This is a genomic window from Yinghuangia sp. YIM S09857 (assembly GCF_051388915.1).
Classification (GTDB): domain Bacteria; phylum Actinomycetota; class Actinomycetes; order Streptomycetales; family Streptomycetaceae; genus Yinghuangia.
The window spans coordinates 79,746-93,143 of the sequence record NZ_JBPKBH010000020.1; the positions used below are offsets into that span (position 1 = coordinate 79,746).

Annotated in this window: 14 protein-coding genes; 5 read left to right on the forward strand and 9 right to left on the reverse strand. The window is 71.6% G+C overall.

Annotated elements, in window-relative coordinates; translation table 11 throughout:
• Positions 1-87: 87 nt before the first annotated feature.
• The 4 genes from ACRX5S_RS32135 to ACRX5S_RS32150 form a co-directional block, all read right to left on the reverse strand.
• Positions 88-591, reverse strand: a complete 504-nt coding sequence (locus tag ACRX5S_RS32135) for a carboxymuconolactone decarboxylase family protein (protein ID WP_436776696.1) — start codon at positions 589-591, stop codon at positions 88-90.
• 374 nt (positions 592-965) lie between these two features.
• Positions 966-1,730, reverse strand: coding sequence for a DUF4239 domain-containing protein (locus ACRX5S_RS32140; RefSeq protein WP_436776697.1), 765 nt, complete (start codon positions 1,728-1,730; stop codon positions 966-968).
• Positions 1,731-1,857: 127 nt separating this feature from the next.
• A complete protein-coding gene (locus ACRX5S_RS32145) occupies positions 1,858-3,273 on the reverse strand; it encodes a family 2B encapsulin nanocompartment shell protein (RefSeq protein ID WP_436776698.1) in 1,416 nt (471 codons plus the stop codon).
• Between the two features lie 381 nt (positions 3,274-3,654).
• On the reverse strand, positions 3,655-4,101 hold the full coding sequence (locus ACRX5S_RS32150; RefSeq protein ID WP_436776699.1) for a hypothetical protein: 447 nt from the start codon (positions 4,099-4,101) through the stop codon (positions 3,655-3,657).
• Between the two features lie 166 nt (positions 4,102-4,267).
• Here ACRX5S_RS32150 and ACRX5S_RS32155 point away from each other — a divergent pair, with 166 nt between their 5' ends.
• Positions 4,268-4,519 carry a hypothetical protein gene (locus ACRX5S_RS32155; RefSeq protein WP_436776700.1) on the forward strand — a complete coding sequence of 84 codons (252 nt, stop codon included), beginning with the start codon at positions 4,268-4,270 and terminating at the stop codon, positions 4,517-4,519.
• Entirely contained in the window at positions 4,516-5,277 is a 762-nt protein-coding gene (locus ACRX5S_RS32160; RefSeq protein ID WP_436776701.1) for a hypothetical protein, read from the forward strand. Before ACRX5S_RS32155 ends, ACRX5S_RS32160 begins: the two co-directional genes overlap by 4 nt.
• Positions 5,278-5,434: 157 nt before the next feature.
• Here the strand turns inward: ACRX5S_RS32160 and ACRX5S_RS32165 are convergent, their stop codons facing one another.
• Positions 5,435-6,142: a VIT1/CCC1 transporter family protein gene (locus ACRX5S_RS32165; protein ID WP_436776702.1), complete on the reverse strand. Its 708-nt coding sequence runs from the start codon at positions 6,140-6,142 to the stop codon at positions 5,435-5,437.
• Positions 6,143-6,458: 316 nt separating this feature from the next.
• Here ACRX5S_RS32165 and ACRX5S_RS32170 point away from each other — a divergent pair, with 316 nt between their 5' ends.
• Positions 6,459-7,091 carry an AAA family ATPase gene (locus ACRX5S_RS32170; RefSeq protein WP_436776703.1) on the forward strand — a complete coding sequence of 211 codons (633 nt, stop codon included), beginning with the start codon at positions 6,459-6,461 and terminating at the stop codon, positions 7,089-7,091.
• A 167-nt stretch (positions 7,092-7,258) separates the two neighbouring features.
• On the opposite strand, the gene ACRX5S_RS32175 is transcribed toward ACRX5S_RS32170, so the two are convergent.
• The 3 genes from ACRX5S_RS32175 to ACRX5S_RS32185 all read right to left on the reverse strand — a co-directional run bounded on the left by ACRX5S_RS32175 (position 7,259) and on the right by ACRX5S_RS32185 (position 10,138).
• On the reverse strand, positions 7,259-8,092 hold the full coding sequence (locus ACRX5S_RS32175) for a hypothetical protein (protein ID WP_436776704.1): 834 nt from the start codon (positions 8,090-8,092) through the stop codon (positions 7,259-7,261).
• 91 nt (positions 8,093-8,183) lie between these two features.
• Positions 8,184-9,449, reverse strand: coding sequence for an acyltransferase family protein (locus ACRX5S_RS32180; protein WP_436776705.1), 1,266 nt, complete (start codon positions 9,447-9,449; stop codon positions 8,184-8,186).
• 80 nt (positions 9,450-9,529) lie between these two features.
• A complete protein-coding gene (locus ACRX5S_RS32185; RefSeq protein WP_436776706.1) occupies positions 9,530-10,138 on the reverse strand; it encodes a TetR/AcrR family transcriptional regulator in 609 nt (202 codons plus the stop codon).
• Positions 10,139-10,184: 46 nt separating this feature from the next.
• Between ACRX5S_RS32185 and ACRX5S_RS32190 the strand changes: the two genes are divergently transcribed.
• On the forward strand, positions 10,185-10,694 hold the full coding sequence (locus ACRX5S_RS32190) for a GNAT family N-acetyltransferase (protein WP_436776707.1): 510 nt from the start codon (positions 10,185-10,187) through the stop codon (positions 10,692-10,694).
• Between the two features lie 75 nt (positions 10,695-10,769).
• Here the strand turns inward: ACRX5S_RS32190 and ACRX5S_RS32195 are convergent, their stop codons facing one another.
• Entirely contained in the window at positions 10,770-12,704 is a 1,935-nt protein-coding gene (locus tag ACRX5S_RS32195) for a flavin-containing monooxygenase (RefSeq protein WP_436776708.1), read from the reverse strand.
• 161 nt (positions 12,705-12,865) lie between these two features.
• Here ACRX5S_RS32195 and ACRX5S_RS32200 point away from each other — a divergent pair.
• On the forward strand, positions 12,866-13,398 hold a 533-nt coding region (locus ACRX5S_RS32200; RefSeq protein WP_436776709.1), incomplete at its 3' end, for a hypothetical protein.

Consider the following 13,398-nt stretch of genomic DNA (forward strand, 5'->3'; position numbering starts at 1 on the left):
TACACCGCGAGCCTCCTCGCTCGCGGTGCACGGCGCACGTGGCCGGACGGCTGCCGGGACGTCCCGACGCGGACCCGCCCGGACGGCTCAGGCCGTCGTGACGACCAGCTCGCCGCTGTCGTCGAAGACCAGGTTGCACGCCTGGTCCAGGCCCAGGACCTGCATGAAGCGGCCCATCGCCAGGTACTTGCCGGCCACCAGGGTCAGGTCGGTGACCCCGGCCGCCCCCAGGTGCTCGACCAGGCGTTCCAGCAGGTCGTCCTCGATGCGCGCGGACTCGGTGGCGAAGCGCTCGGCGTACTCCAGGACGAGCTTCTCCAGCGGCGAGAACAGGTCGCTGTCCGCGTACTCCCCGACCGCGGCGAGCTCCTCCTCGCTCACACCCCAGTCCTTGTTGCGCCAGTTCAGGCACACCACGCACTCGTTGATCACAGCGATGCGCATGCGCACCAGCTCGTGCAGCCGCCGGTCGAGAGGGCTCTTGGCGACCGCCTGCTCGTAGGCCCACGCCACCTCGGCGAAGTGCGGGGCGAGGCTGAGCGCCCGCACCACCTCGGGCGTGTCGCCGTCCGGGATCTCGATCCTTGCCATGCCGCCTCCTCGATAGGGCCCCTGCTTCGCGACGGTAAGTGACGGCTCGTCAGGTTGCAAGGAGAGCGGGAGGGCGGTCGGGGGACGGACGACGGGTGCGCCGCCGTGCGAGGCACGGGGCCGGCCCGGCGGCACCCGGCCCGGCCCGGTGCCCCCGTGCCCGGTGCCCCCGTACCCGGTGCCCCCGTCCCGCGTGCCCGGTGCCCCCCGTGCCCCCGTCCCGCGTGCCCGGTGCCCGGTGCCCGGTGCCCGGTGCCCGGTGCCCCCGTGGCCCGGTGCCCCCGTGGCCCCGTGCCCGGTGCCCCCGTGCCCCCGTGCCTGCCCCGGTTGCGCCGCTCCAGGTGACGCGCGGTCGCGGGTGATGCCCGCTGCGGCTACGCCGTCCTGGGTGGTGGCAGCCGGTCGAGGAACACTTCGAAGGCCGTCGGATCGATCTTCGTCACCCCGTTGAACGGGAAGTCCATCTCCCTGATCACCACCAGGGACACCACGATCAGCCCGGTCAGCATGATCACCATCAGGCCGTGCGTGAAGGTGTTGGACAGCCCGAACAGGAACGTGAAGCCGATCGTCAGCACCGCGCCGGCGATCAGCGCGACCCACAGCAGCGCGGGCACGTCCTCGTCCACTTGATTCAGGCGCTCGCGGCGGGCGGAGGCCATGTTCTCCAGGTGGTTCACCGCGCGGTCGTACAGCACCTCCTCGCGCGGCCCGCCGGGCGTGTACGACATGACGCCCTCGCGCAGCTTGTAGACCAGCGCGGTGGCCTCGGGGCTGCTCTTGTGGTCGGTCATCATCGGCCATTCCTTGTGCATGACCGTTTTTGCGTAGTCCAGCGTCTGCGCCTCCAGCTCCGCCCCGAGCGGCAGCGGCAGTTCGCGGGAGACCCAGTACAGGCCCGCCAGTTCGTCGGCCTCCTTGAACGTCGTCTCGCGCGCCGCCGCGTGGTTCTCCCACACCGCGATCACCACGAAGGCCAGGAGGACGGCGTACAGGACGCCCACCGCCGCGAAGATGAACCCCGCGACGTCGTTGTGCTGCTCGCGCAGCGGGTGGGGGACGAACCGCTGCACCACGTAGATGCACACGGCCACGCCGACCAGTGCCCCGAGGATGATGAGGAATCCGGACCAACTCATGACGGCCCCTTTGCGTGCGTGATCCCGCGCGTCGTCCGCGCGGAGGGTCGTTGGGGTCGGAAGGGTCAGGGTGGTGCGGGGGTACGACCGCGCGCGGCGGCCGTACCCCGTCCGCGGGCCCGGCGGATCAGTCGCGCGGGCGGGCGATCTCGACGTTCTCCAGCACGCCGAGCGCGTCCGGCACCAGAACGGCCGCCGAGTAGTACGCGCTCACCAGGTAGGAGATGACCGCCTTCTCGTTGATCCCCATGAACCGCACCGACAGGCTCGGCTCGAACTCGTCGGGCAGGCCCGTCTGGTGGAGCCCGACGACGCCCTGGTTGTCCTCACCGAGCCGCATCGCGATGATGCTCGACGTGTGGCCGTCCTGGATGGGGATCTTGTTGCACGGCAGCACGGGGACGCCGCGCCAGGCCGGCACGCTGCTGCCGTGCAACTGCATCGTGTCCGGGTAGAGCCCGAGCCGGTTGCACTCGCGCCCGAACGCCGCGATGGTCCGCGGGTGCGCCAGGAACAGCGACGTGTCGCGGCGGCGCGACAGCAGCTCGTCGAGGTCGTCCGGGGTGGGCGGGCCGTGGTGCGTGTGGATGCGCTGCTCGTGGTCCGCGTTGTGCAGCAGCCCGAACTCCGCGTTGTTGACCAGCTCGTGTTCCTGGCGCTCGCGCAACGCCTCGACGGTCAGCTTGAGTTGCTGCTCGATCTGGTTCATCGGCTTGTTGTAGAGGTCCGCGACGCGGCTGTGCACGCGCAGGACCGTCTGCGCCACGCTCAGTTCGTACTCGCGCGGCGTCAGCTCGTAGTCCACGAACGTGCCGGGCAGGTCGATCTCGCCCTCGTGGCCCGCCGACAGCTCGATCGCCGCCTCGCCGTGCCGGTTCGTCGACTGTTGCGCGCTCGCCAGGAACTGCGCGATCTGCACCAGCAGTTCGGGTGACTGGTCGACCAGCGCCTGGAACGCGTCGCGGGGCAGCGACAGCAGCGTTCCCGAGGTGGACGCGGTGGCGTTGTACGGCCAGCGCGCGTCCTCCTCCACCAGCGCCTCGTCGCCGAAGTGGTCGCCCCCCGCGAGCACTCCGACCACGGTCTGGTCGCCGTACTTGCCGTCCCCCAGTTTGTTGATCTTGCCGTGCGCCACCAGGTGCACCTGGTCCATCGGTTGCCCGGCCTCGGTGACCACCTCGCCGGCGGCGAACTCGCGCTGCCGGAAGCGCGCCGCGATCGCGGCGAGCACGTCTTCGTCCTCGAAGCCGCGCAGCAGCGGGAGTTCGCGCAGCGTCGGGGGTACGACCCGCACCGTGTCGGCGGTCTGCGAGAAGCTCACCCGCCCCCGGCCCACCGAGTAGGACAGGCGCCGGTTCACCCGGTAAGTGCCGCCCGCGACGTTCACCCAAGGCAGCATGCGCAGCAGCCACCGCGAACTGATGCCCTGCATCTGCGGAGCGGACTTGGTGGTCGTGGCGAGGTTGCGTGCCGCGGCCGTTCCGAGGCTCTGCCGGGCGTCTCCGCCGTTCGCCTCGATGTCGTATTCCGCGTCGACCGTCATCAGACATGACCTCCCCTGGAACCGCCCGAGAAGCGGGAACTCGGGCTCGCGCCAACCATCCTGGGTGGTGGGAAAGATCGTGATCAATAACACGAAAGTGTGTGGTTGAAAGCAGCAGAACGTGACAATGCGGCGCGGCCGTTACACGAACGGGCTATCTTCCGGCGATCTCGTTCCGACCAACCCGTGCGTCGCCCACTCTGTGCTCATGCTTGTGAAGTACGCCCGTCCGGCCCCGCGCGCGCTGCTCGGCGCGGTGCCCCTCGCGGCCTGCGCCTTGGCCGCCGTCGCCCATCCCGCCGCCGCATTGCCCGCGCCATCCGCGCCGCAATCCCGACCTGTTGCCCAACCGACCTCCGTGGTCCGGGTTCTGACGGATCATCAGACCGGCTTCCGGTCGGGCCGGTTGCCGACCCGGATGGGTGAACCGGTGTCCGCTGTCGCCCGCGCGCTCGCCGCCGTGCCGTTGCCCGGCCGGGCGCACTGCGCCTGCCCGTGCCCGGACCCGGCCCCACGTCCGGCCCCCGCATCGACGCCATCTTCCGCCCCGGCACCGGTGGTTGCCGCGGCAGCGAAGCCCCAGCCGTCGAAAGCGCGACCGCCAACAACGCAGCCGCCGAGAGCGCAGTCGTCGACAGTGCAGCCGCCGAAAGCGCAGCCCCCGGAATCACCGGCTCCGCAACCGCCGCCGAAGCCACCTTTCGCCAAGCCGACCGCTTCAAAGCCACCGGTAGGCAAGCCGTCGCCGAGCATCACCATCGTCCAGCACAACAACGACCCCGGCGGCGGCGTGGTCAACCAGGACAACAACGTCGGGCTGAACTTCAACCCGCCACCACCTCCGCAGCCGCCACCTCCGCCGCCGAAGCCGACACCGCCCCCGCCGCCGCCCCCGGTTGCGGCCGCGCCGAAACCGCCGCCCACGCCGCCCCCGCCGTCCCGTCCCGCGCCCCCGCCCACGCCTCGCCCCGCCGTACCGCAGCCGGTGGACCGCGTGGTGCCACCCCCGCCGCCCGCGCCGGAGCCGGTCGCCACCACCCCGCCCCCACCGCCCACACCGATGCCGGCCCCCGTCCCGACCAGGCGGCCCGTCGCGGTCGCGGAACCGGAGGAGGAGAGCGGCGTGTGGGACCTCGCGACCTGGCTCGGGTTCGCGCTCCTGCTCGCCATCGTCCCCGCGGCGCTCGCCGCCGTCACCCGAGGCGGCGGCGACGGCCGCGGCGGAACCGGGAGGCCGTCATCATGACGCTCACCATCGTGATCTGGACGCTGTGCACCGTTCTGGGCGCGGGAATCGCGGTCGGCGCGGCCGTGTGGCTCGGCCGCAGCGCACGCAGCGTCGAAGGCTCGTTCACCCCGCAGGCGCTCACCTTCGCGGGCGGCGTCGTGCTCTCGTCGTTCGTCCTGGTGACCGGCTTCCTCATCGTCGGCGCCTGGCAACTCCAGTCCGTGGTGCGGTCGCACGCGCACGAGGAGGCCCGCGTCCTCGCCAAGGCGTACGCGCGAGCGGGCGAACTCGCCCCGCAGGACCGCGATCCGGTCCGCGAGGCCATCACCGTCTACACGCGCTCGGTGGTGGACGACGAGTGGCCGGACCTCGCCAAGCACCGCGCCTCGCCGACGTCATGGCAGCAACTGGACGCCGTGCAGAGCGCGTTGGCGGCGGTCCCGGCGGAGCGGCGCGAGGCCGCGTACGACGCCACTTCCGCCGCGCTCGACGAGGTCTACGTCAAGCGCTACGCCCGGCTCGCCGACCTCGACTCGGTCTCACCGCCCATCCTGTTCGCCGTGATGATCGCGGCGGGCCTGCTCGTGCTGGTCTATCCACCGCTCGTCGGCATGACCGCCAACGTCCGCAACATCGCGGTGCTCGGACTCGCGGGCGCCGTGGTGGGGTTCGGCGTGCTGCTGGTCTTCCAGCTCCGCGATCCGTTCACCGCACCGCTCAACGTGGGGCCTTCGGCCTTCCAGGCTGCCTTGGACCGCTACGCGCAACTGAAATGATGTCCCGGCAAAGTGGCGTCCTGAGAACCTGGCGTCCTGAGAAAGTGACGTCCTGAGAAAGTGACCGCGCGGAAAAGTGACAGCCCAGAAAAGTGACTGCCCCGGAACGCGGCAACCCCGGAAGTGACAGCCTGGGAAAGGCTGTTCCGGCGAGCACTCACACGCCGCCAACGTGCAGCAGGGTGCCCGTCACATAGGTGACCGCCATGGCGACGCCGCCGCCCGCGACATTCCGCAACACGGACGCGCGCGGCGGCGAACCGCCCGTCCGCGCGCTCGCCCACCCGAACAACGTCAGCGCGATGAGCACCGAAACCACCGTCACCGGCACCCGCCACCCGTCCGGCGGCAGCAGGATCACCAGCAGCGGCAGCAGCGCGCCGACCGCGAACGCCCCGAAGCTCGCGAACGCCGCGTGCCACGGATTGGTCAGCTCGTCGGGGTCGAGGCGCAGTTCGGTCTCGGCGTGCGCCGCGAGCGCGTCGTGCGCGGTCAGCTCCACCGCCACCTGACGGGCGAGTTCGGGCGACAGGCCCTTGGCCCGGTACGCCGCCATCAGCTCCGCCAACTCCGCCTCGGGCTCGTCGCGCAGCTCGCGCTTCTCCCGTTCGATCGCCGCGCGTTCGGCGTCGCGCTGGGTGCTGACCGAGACGTACTCACCGGCCGCCATCGACAGCGCGCCCGCGAGCAGCCCGGCCAGACCGGCCGTCAGGATGGTCGACCGCGAGCCCGCCGCGCCCGCGACGCCCAGGACGAGGCCCGCCGTGGACACCACGCCGTCGTTCGCGCCGAGCACGGCCGCGCGCAGCCAGTTGAGCCGCGACGCCAGGCCCGCGTGGTAATCGGGTGGGAGCTGTTCCTCCATAAGGGTTACGTCCGCGGCGCGCGGGGCCCGGCCGACATCCCGGCTCCCGGTCCGGTCAGGCCGCCAACGGCCACGCGCCACCTCCCGAAATGCGCCCGCGCACGCGGGCAGGACGTCCTCACGGTTCTCTCACTTGAGCACGGATATCCGGAGGCGACCACCGGACCGGGCTGCCATGATGGCGATCTTGTGCGGTACGGACGCGCCGGCGCGAACGCCGGGGCGCGGCCGCGCGAGGGCCCGCGGGCGGTGAGGGGGAACCGCACGCAGGCGCGGTCACGAGCACGGGGACAAAGGGACAAAAGGACAAAGGGACATGGGGACGGACACCGGGAGCGACGGCAGCGGGGAGGACCGGGCGATGACGTTCGCCGGACCGCGGGACACGGGTACGCATCGGGGGCGGCACGGCCAGGTGATCGTGCTGACCGGCCCGCCCGGCGCCGGCAAGAGCACCGTCGCGCGGCTGCTGGCCGACGCGTACGAGCCGAGCGTCCACCTGCACACCGACGACTTCTGGCACTACATCAGGCGGGGCGCCATCGCCGCCTACCGGCCCGAGGCGCACCGGCAGAACGAGGTCGTGGTGGGGGTGCTCGCGCGCGCCGCGTTCGGTTATGCGGTGGGCGGCTACACGGTCGTCGTGGACGGCATCGTGGGGCCGTGGTTCCTCGGCGCCTACCGCGAGGCGCGTGCGGAGGCGGGTGTCCCGATGCAGTACGTCGTGCTCCGCCCGGACCAGGAGACCACCCTGCACCGCGCCACCACGCGTACTGGGGACAGCGCGCTGACCGCCCCCGAGCCCGTGCGGTCCCTGCACAGGCAGTTCTCCGGACTCGCCGAGTTGGAGGCGCACGTCGTGGACTCGACAGGCTGGACGGCCGAGGAGACCGCGACGCGTGTGCTCGCGGGCCTCAGGACGGGCGCCTACGTGCTGCCGGACGCCTGACGCCGCCCAGCTGACCGCGTGCCGAGCCGACCGCGTGCCGAGTCGACCGCGTGCCGAGTCGACCGCGTGCCGAGTCGACCGCGTGTGCCGCGCCCGCCGTCTGCGTCCCGGACCGCCTGCCGGGACCCCGGGCCCCCGGGCCCGGGCGCCGCGGTCGGCGGCCGGCGTCACTCCCAGATCTGCGCGTTGATGTGCTCCCCGGCTACCAGGTAGAGGTCGTCGTACATCTGCTTCGCCGTCGCGTCGATGGCCCCGCCGTTGGTCAGCGCCACCTCGGTCACGATCATGTAGTGGCCGGCGGTCGTGGTGCCCACCCAGGTCGGGTACCGCTCGGAGAACCGCACGCCGGACCCCGACGGCGGCGTGACGAACTGTACGAAGGCGCCGTTGCTCTGCCCGGCCGACAGGCGGTTCTGGATCGACTTGGCCGCGGCCTTGTCGGTGAGCGAGATGACCGACAACTGGCCGACGTACTTCTTGTTCGCGGTGGTCCACAACGACCGGATGACGCCGATGCAGTCGTCGGAGAAGAGCGACCGCATGGCCGGCTCGGCGGCGGTGCAGTTGCGTTCGTCCTGGGCGAGTTGGACGTACGGCCGCTTCTGGATCGAGAAGTCGCCGACCGCGGGGAACCACTCGGCCGTGGTGAACGGGTCCGTGTCGCCCTCGGCGGTGTCCCAGTCGCCGGCCTTGGTCGTCTTCGGCGCCGCGGTGGGCGTACGGCTGCCCGGGGTCTTGGGGCCGCTCGGCCGCGCGGTGAACGACGGCATGGTCGGGTGGTCCGTGGGCCGGCCGCTGGGCACGCGCGCGCTCGGCATGTCGCCGGGCGCGGCGACGGGCATGCCGCTCTCACTGCCGTCGCCGCTCGACGCGAGCAGTCCTCCGACCAGTGCGAGCGCCACGACCGCCGTCGCGATGGTGACGATCCAGGGCGAATGTGTGCCCTGCCCAGGTGCGGGGGCGTACTGCTGGGGGCCGTAGGGGTCCTGAGTCGGAAACATGCGCAGAACCTATTGCCAAGCCCCCGCGGGTCGCGAACGGCGCATCGGTTGTGGGTCAGTCGTCTGGTTCAGTCCGGCGGTCCTGAGCGCCCTAGAACGCCCTGTTCAGCAACGGGACTTTGGACGCCGCGAAGCTGATGGCGAAGGACGCGGCGAGGGTGCCGCCGAGCAGCAGCGCGAGGCCCGGCAGCGTGGTGGCCCCGTCCGGCATGCCGAACCAGCGTTGCAGGCCGTACAGCACCGCGAGATGGCAGCCGAACACGCCCAGCACGCGGTCGCTCGCCGCCCTCCCCACCCGGCCGCCGCGGTCGAGCGTGCCGCGTGCCAGCAGGAACACCAGCGCGGACGAGAGCGCCGCCGCCGCACCGAGCGTGTTGGGTGGCAGCGCCACCGCGAAGTCCAGCGGCAGGTCCGCCGCGTGGGTGTGCTGCCAGACCAACTCGGTGAGCACCAGCAGCAGTACGAGCGCCGCGACCAGGCGCTGACGGGCGGTCAGCACGACGTCGCGCAGGACGTAGCCGAGCATGAAGTAGCCGATGTACGGCAGGAAGTAGGTCGGCGCGGTCAGCCGCAACGCCGGTCCGCCGAGCTGCCGCACGTTGATGTACGCGTTGGTGATCTGCACCCCGAGGCCGAACGCGAGCGCGATCCCGGTGACCAGGAGGCGGTCGCGTGCGGACGCGTGTGCGAGGAAGAGGCGCAGCACGGGCACGAGCAGATACAGCCCGAGGATCAGCCAGAAGAAGTACAGCGCCGTGTACGTCTTGGCGAGCAGCAGATCGCCGACGACCTTCTCGACCGTCGGCCGGTAGTCCTTCACCCACATCTTGAAGGCGATGTAGAACGCGTGCCAGAACACCAGCGGTACCGCGATGCGTGCGAGGCGGCGGCGGTAGAACCCGACCGCGTCCTCGCCGTCGCGGGCGGGACCGAGCAGCAGCGCGCCGCTGATCATCACGAACACCGGGACAGCCCACGTCGAGCCGACGTTGACGATCGCCGCGGTCCACCACACGGCGCTGCCGCGCAGACCCGCGTCGGTCATCGTCATGCCGGTGGTGTGGATGGCGACGACGGCGACGATGGCGATGACGCGCAGCCAGGACAGGTGCGCGTACGACGGCCGCCCGCCGCTGCCGCCGGGGTTCTCGGCGCGTCCCGGGGGAGCCGCGGACTTCGCGGGCGCGTCGCCCGCGCGCGGACCGCCGGGCCGCGGATCGGGTACGGACGCGGCGGCCGGGGTCGGACCCGGGGTCGCGTCGGTGTCCTGGTCCGCGGCGGCGCCCGTTTCGACAGGCACCGTGACGGCGGTGTCGCCGTGGCCTGCGGCGGCGGTGCGGCGCGGGAGGCGGGGCACGGACGGGCTCCGATCGGGCGGGCGGTCGGGTCAGGGACCGGAGGCTGCCGGTCGGGGGGAGCGTACCGGGCCGCGCTCGATCAGTCCCGGTCCGCCGGGTCGGGGCCGAACGCATCGTCCAGGAACGCCCGCCACGCCGCGTCCACCCGCGTCTCCGTGGCCCGCGCCGCCGCGGCCGCGCCCTCGCCCGGCACGTCGGCCAGCAGGTCCAGCAGCAGCCCCCGCATCACCGCGAGGGCCAGCGTGGCGGATATGCGGTGCCCGTCGAGCAGGCGTTCGAGCGGGGGCAGCCAGTCGTCCAGGGACGCCGCCGCGAAGCCGGTCCACGGGCCCGTGGCGGCCTGCGGACCGCAGCCCCGCACGTACCCCTCGAAGAACATGCGCAACACCGTGCGGTGGCCCGGGTCGGTGACCCACCGCCACAGCAGTTCCAGGACCGCGCGCGGGCCGTCCGCCTCCGCGGTGGCGCGCTCGACCAGGTCCAACTGCTCCTTGCGCCCCTCCGCCAGCACCTCGCGGATCAGGCCCTCCTTCGACCCGAAGAGGTAGAGCAGGACGCGCGGACTCGACCCGATAGCGGCCGCCAGCGGGCGCAGCGACAGGTCGCTGAGGTTGTTCTCCGCCACATACGCCCGCGTCGCGGCGAGCAGTTCGCGCTGCCGGGGCGAGGGTTCCGTATCCAGGGCCATGGGTCTATCCTCCACTGAAACGAGTGTTTCAGTGGAGGATAGACCCATGGCCAACGCCCCGGCGAGCATCCGCGAAGGCACCCGACCCGGCGACCTGGGCGCGGTCGCGGCCCTGCACGGCGTGCTCTACACCCGCGAGTACGGCATGGACGCGACGATGGAGGCGTACGTCGCCGCCGGACTCGCCGACCTCTGGCTCGCCTGGGACCGCGACGGCACCCATGACGCGGGCCGCCTGTGGGTGGCCGAACTCGACGGCGAGGTCGTCGGCGCCACCGGCCTGACCCGCGGCGACGAGACCCCCGGCTGGTACCAACTGCGCTGGGTCCTCCTCGACCCCCGCGCCCGCGGGCACGGCCTGGGCCGCGCCCTCTTCGAGGCCGCGATGGCCGAGGCCCGCGCCCGCCGCGCGGCAGGCGTCTACCTCTGGACCGTCGCCGGCCTGGACGCCGCCCACCACCTCTACAAATCCGCCGGCTTCCGCCTCACCCACTCCGAACCCGCCCGGAAGTGGGGCGTCGACGCCGTCGAACAACGCATGGAACTCGCCCTGTAGCCCGGTCGGGGACGAACGGAACCTTCGAACCGGCCTGCAACTTGCGGGCAGTTCGCGGTGGCGGCGGGGAGCGCGTCAACTCACCGTGAAGTCCGCCAGGTCCGGCTGCTTGGTCCACTCCCAGTAGTCCACCAGGCGCCACGGGCTGACGGTGTGGATGTCGCCGCTCCGGTTCTTGAACCAGGAGTGCTTGATGGTGTCGTGGGACCAGACCAGCTTCCTGATCTCGGTCTGGTGGCGGGCGTGGTACGCCTCGGTGACCTCGGCGCGCGGTTCCAGGGTGCGGTGGCCGTTGCGCACCAACTCGTCTATGCAGCCCGCGATGTAGCGCATCTGGCACTCGGAGTGGAAGATCAGGCTGCCGCCGTGCGCGAGGTTGGTCCCGGGGCCGTACATGCAGAAGAAGTTCGGGAAGTTCGGTACGGCGATGCCGAGGTAGGCGTTCGGTTCGTCGCCCCACTGGTCGGCCAGCACGGCTCCGTCGCGGCCGACGATGTGCATGGGGTAGAGGTAGCGGTTCGCCTGGAAGCCGGTCGCGTACACGATGATGTCGGCCTCGTGGCGCTCGCCGTCCGCGGTGACGACGGCGTCCTTCTCGATGCGGGCGATGCCCTCGCGCACCAGGTCGACGTTGTCGCGCTTGAGCGCGCGCAGCCAACTGCCGTTGTCCTGGAGGGTCCTCTTGCCCGTCGCCGGATAGTCCGGAAGCACCTTCGCCAGGAGTTCCGGGTCGTCGCCGACCTGGCTGGTGATCCAGTCGGTGAAGATCCGCCGGGTGAGGTCGTTGCGCTCGCTGACCGACCGGTCCTGGTGCGGCCATTCGGGGTCGATGCGGGCGCTCATCAGCGCGCCGTCGCTGCCCGGCCAGAAGATCAGGAAGCGGTACCACCGGCCGTAGAAGGGCAGGTGGCGCATGGCCCAGCGCACGCCCGGGCCGACCTTCTCGTGGTAGTTCGGGTTGGGGAACATCCACTGCGCGGTGCGCTGGAAGACGGTCAGGTGGGCGACGTCCGGCGCGATGGTCGGGGCGATCTGGAAGCCGCTCGCGCCCGCGCCGATCTGCGCGACGCGCTTGCCGCGATAGTCGACCGCGTGGTCCCACTGGGCGGAGTGGAACGCGGGGCCCTCGAAGTCCGCCATCCCGGGGATGTCCGGCATCTTGGGCCGATTGAGCAGGCCGACCGCCGAGATGACGGCGCGCGCGGTCAGCACCTCGGTGGTGCCCTCGGGCGTGCGCACGGTGACCTGCCAGGTCGCCGACGGCTCGTGCCAGACGGCGCCCTCGACCTCGGTGTTGAAGCGGATGTGCGGTTCGATCGCGTGACGCTTCATCACGTCCTGGAAGTACCGCTGGAGTTCGGGCTGCTGGGAGAAGAACTCGGTCCAGTGGTCGCTGGGTTCGAACGAGTAGCAGTAGAAGTGGTTGCCGACGTCCACCCGGCAGCCGGGGTATGAGTTCTCCCACCAAGTGCCGCCCACGCCGGGATTCTTCTCGACGATGGTGAACGGGATCCCGGCCTCCTTCAGCCGGATGCCCGCCAGCAGGCCCGACTGCCCGCAGCCGATGACCACGACGGGGAACGCCTCGCGCGCCGCGGCGTCCGCGTGCACCTCCACGCGCCGCGCGTCGACGCCGTCGAGTTCCATCTCCTCCAGCAGCATCGGGACGTACTCCTCCGGCACGTCCTCGCACGCCACCCAGCTCATCATCTCCCGGATCAGCTCCGGCCCCGGCGGAGGCGGCAGCACACACCCGCCGTCGCGGTACGCCTTGATGGCCTCCAGTGCCATCCGCCGCGCCTCGGCCTGCTCCTCCGCAGGCAGGAACCCCTGCACCTCGTTCAGCACCAGCATCCGCGGCCGGATCGGGCCGCGGATGTACGACGGGTCGCCCGTCATGTGCACGAGGGAGAGGAGCAGCGTCGGGACGCTCACGTCCTCCAAGGCGGCCGCGATCGCCGCATCGTCGTCGGTGATCGGCAGTCCGGCATGCGGGTTCGTGGCACTCATGGACGAGCGGCTCCGTAATCGCGACGACGATTGATGAGCGCACATTAGAACCGGAAGGCGACGGCTTCAACACGTCCGCATGTGCAGTCCCGATTCCGCGCGCCGACCGGGGGCGCGGACGGTCGCACCGTTGTCCGGACCGCGGGCTACGGTGTCGTCCCATGCCCGTCCTCACCGACTTCGCCGCCGTCCTGCGCCGACCGGCCTTCTGGTCCTCCTACTACGGCGGACGCATCGCCGACACCGAGGACGAGTCCGGCGGGGCGTTCCTGACCCGCGTGCTGGGCGACGATCCCGACTTCGACCACGAGGGGCTGTGGGGGCCCGACCCGTACGACGTCATCACCGACGAGATGGACGACGACGAAGAGGACGAGGCCATGGAGGCGGCGATGGCCGCCGGCGCCCTGTTCCGCATCCCCTTTCCCTCGGGGCACACCTGGTCGATCCGGTTCAGTTCGTCGCCCGGCGTCTTCCACGGGCTCACCACCCCGGACGGGGGCGACCGGATCAGCCTGGGGTACGACGACCCGCACTTCCACCTGCCCATCCTGCGGTGGCCGGAAGCCCACCGGGTAGCCGCCTGCCTCGGCGGGAGCCAGGAGTCGGAGGGCACCGCGCTCCCGAGCGAATTCGTGCTGCCGCTGCTGGCACCCGTGACGTGGGCCACGTCGGCGGCCGAGGCCGCCGACGC

What these genes read in the sequence shown, in the direction of transcription:
- ACRX5S_RS32135 (WP_436776696.1), bottom strand. Translation starts at nt 591, where the DNA reads ATGGCAAGGATCGAGATCCCGGACGGCGACACGCCCGAGGTGGTGCGG.
- ACRX5S_RS32140 (WP_436776697.1), bottom strand. Translation starts at nt 1,730, where the DNA reads ATGAGTTGGTCCGGATTCCTCATCATCCTCGGGGCACTGGTCGGCGTG.
- ACRX5S_RS32145 (WP_436776698.1), bottom strand. Translation starts at nt 3,273, where the DNA reads ATGACGGTCGACGCGGAATACGACATCGAGGCGAACGGCGGAGACGCC.
- ACRX5S_RS32160 (WP_436776701.1), top strand. Translation starts at nt 4,516, where the DNA reads ATGACGCTCACCATCGTGATCTGGACGCTGTGCACCGTTCTGGGCGCG.
- ACRX5S_RS32165 (WP_436776702.1), bottom strand. Translation starts at nt 6,142, where the DNA reads ATGGAGGAACAGCTCCCACCCGATTACCACGCGGGCCTGGCGTCGCGG.
- ACRX5S_RS32170 (WP_436776703.1), top strand. Translation starts at nt 6,459, where the DNA reads ATGGGGACGGACACCGGGAGCGACGGCAGCGGGGAGGACCGGGCGATG.
- ACRX5S_RS32175 (WP_436776704.1), bottom strand. Translation starts at nt 8,092, where the DNA reads ATGTTTCCGACTCAGGACCCCTACGGCCCCCAGCAGTACGCCCCCGCA.
- ACRX5S_RS32185 (WP_436776706.1), bottom strand. Translation starts at nt 10,138, where the DNA reads ATGGCCCTGGATACGGAACCCTCGCCCCGGCAGCGCGAACTGCTCGCC.
- ACRX5S_RS32190 (WP_436776707.1), top strand. Translation starts at nt 10,185, where the DNA reads ATGGCCAACGCCCCGGCGAGCATCCGCGAAGGCACCCGACCCGGCGAC.
- ACRX5S_RS32195 (WP_436776708.1), bottom strand. Translation starts at nt 12,704, where the DNA reads ATGAGTGCCACGAACCCGCATGCCGGACTGCCGATCACCGACGACGAT.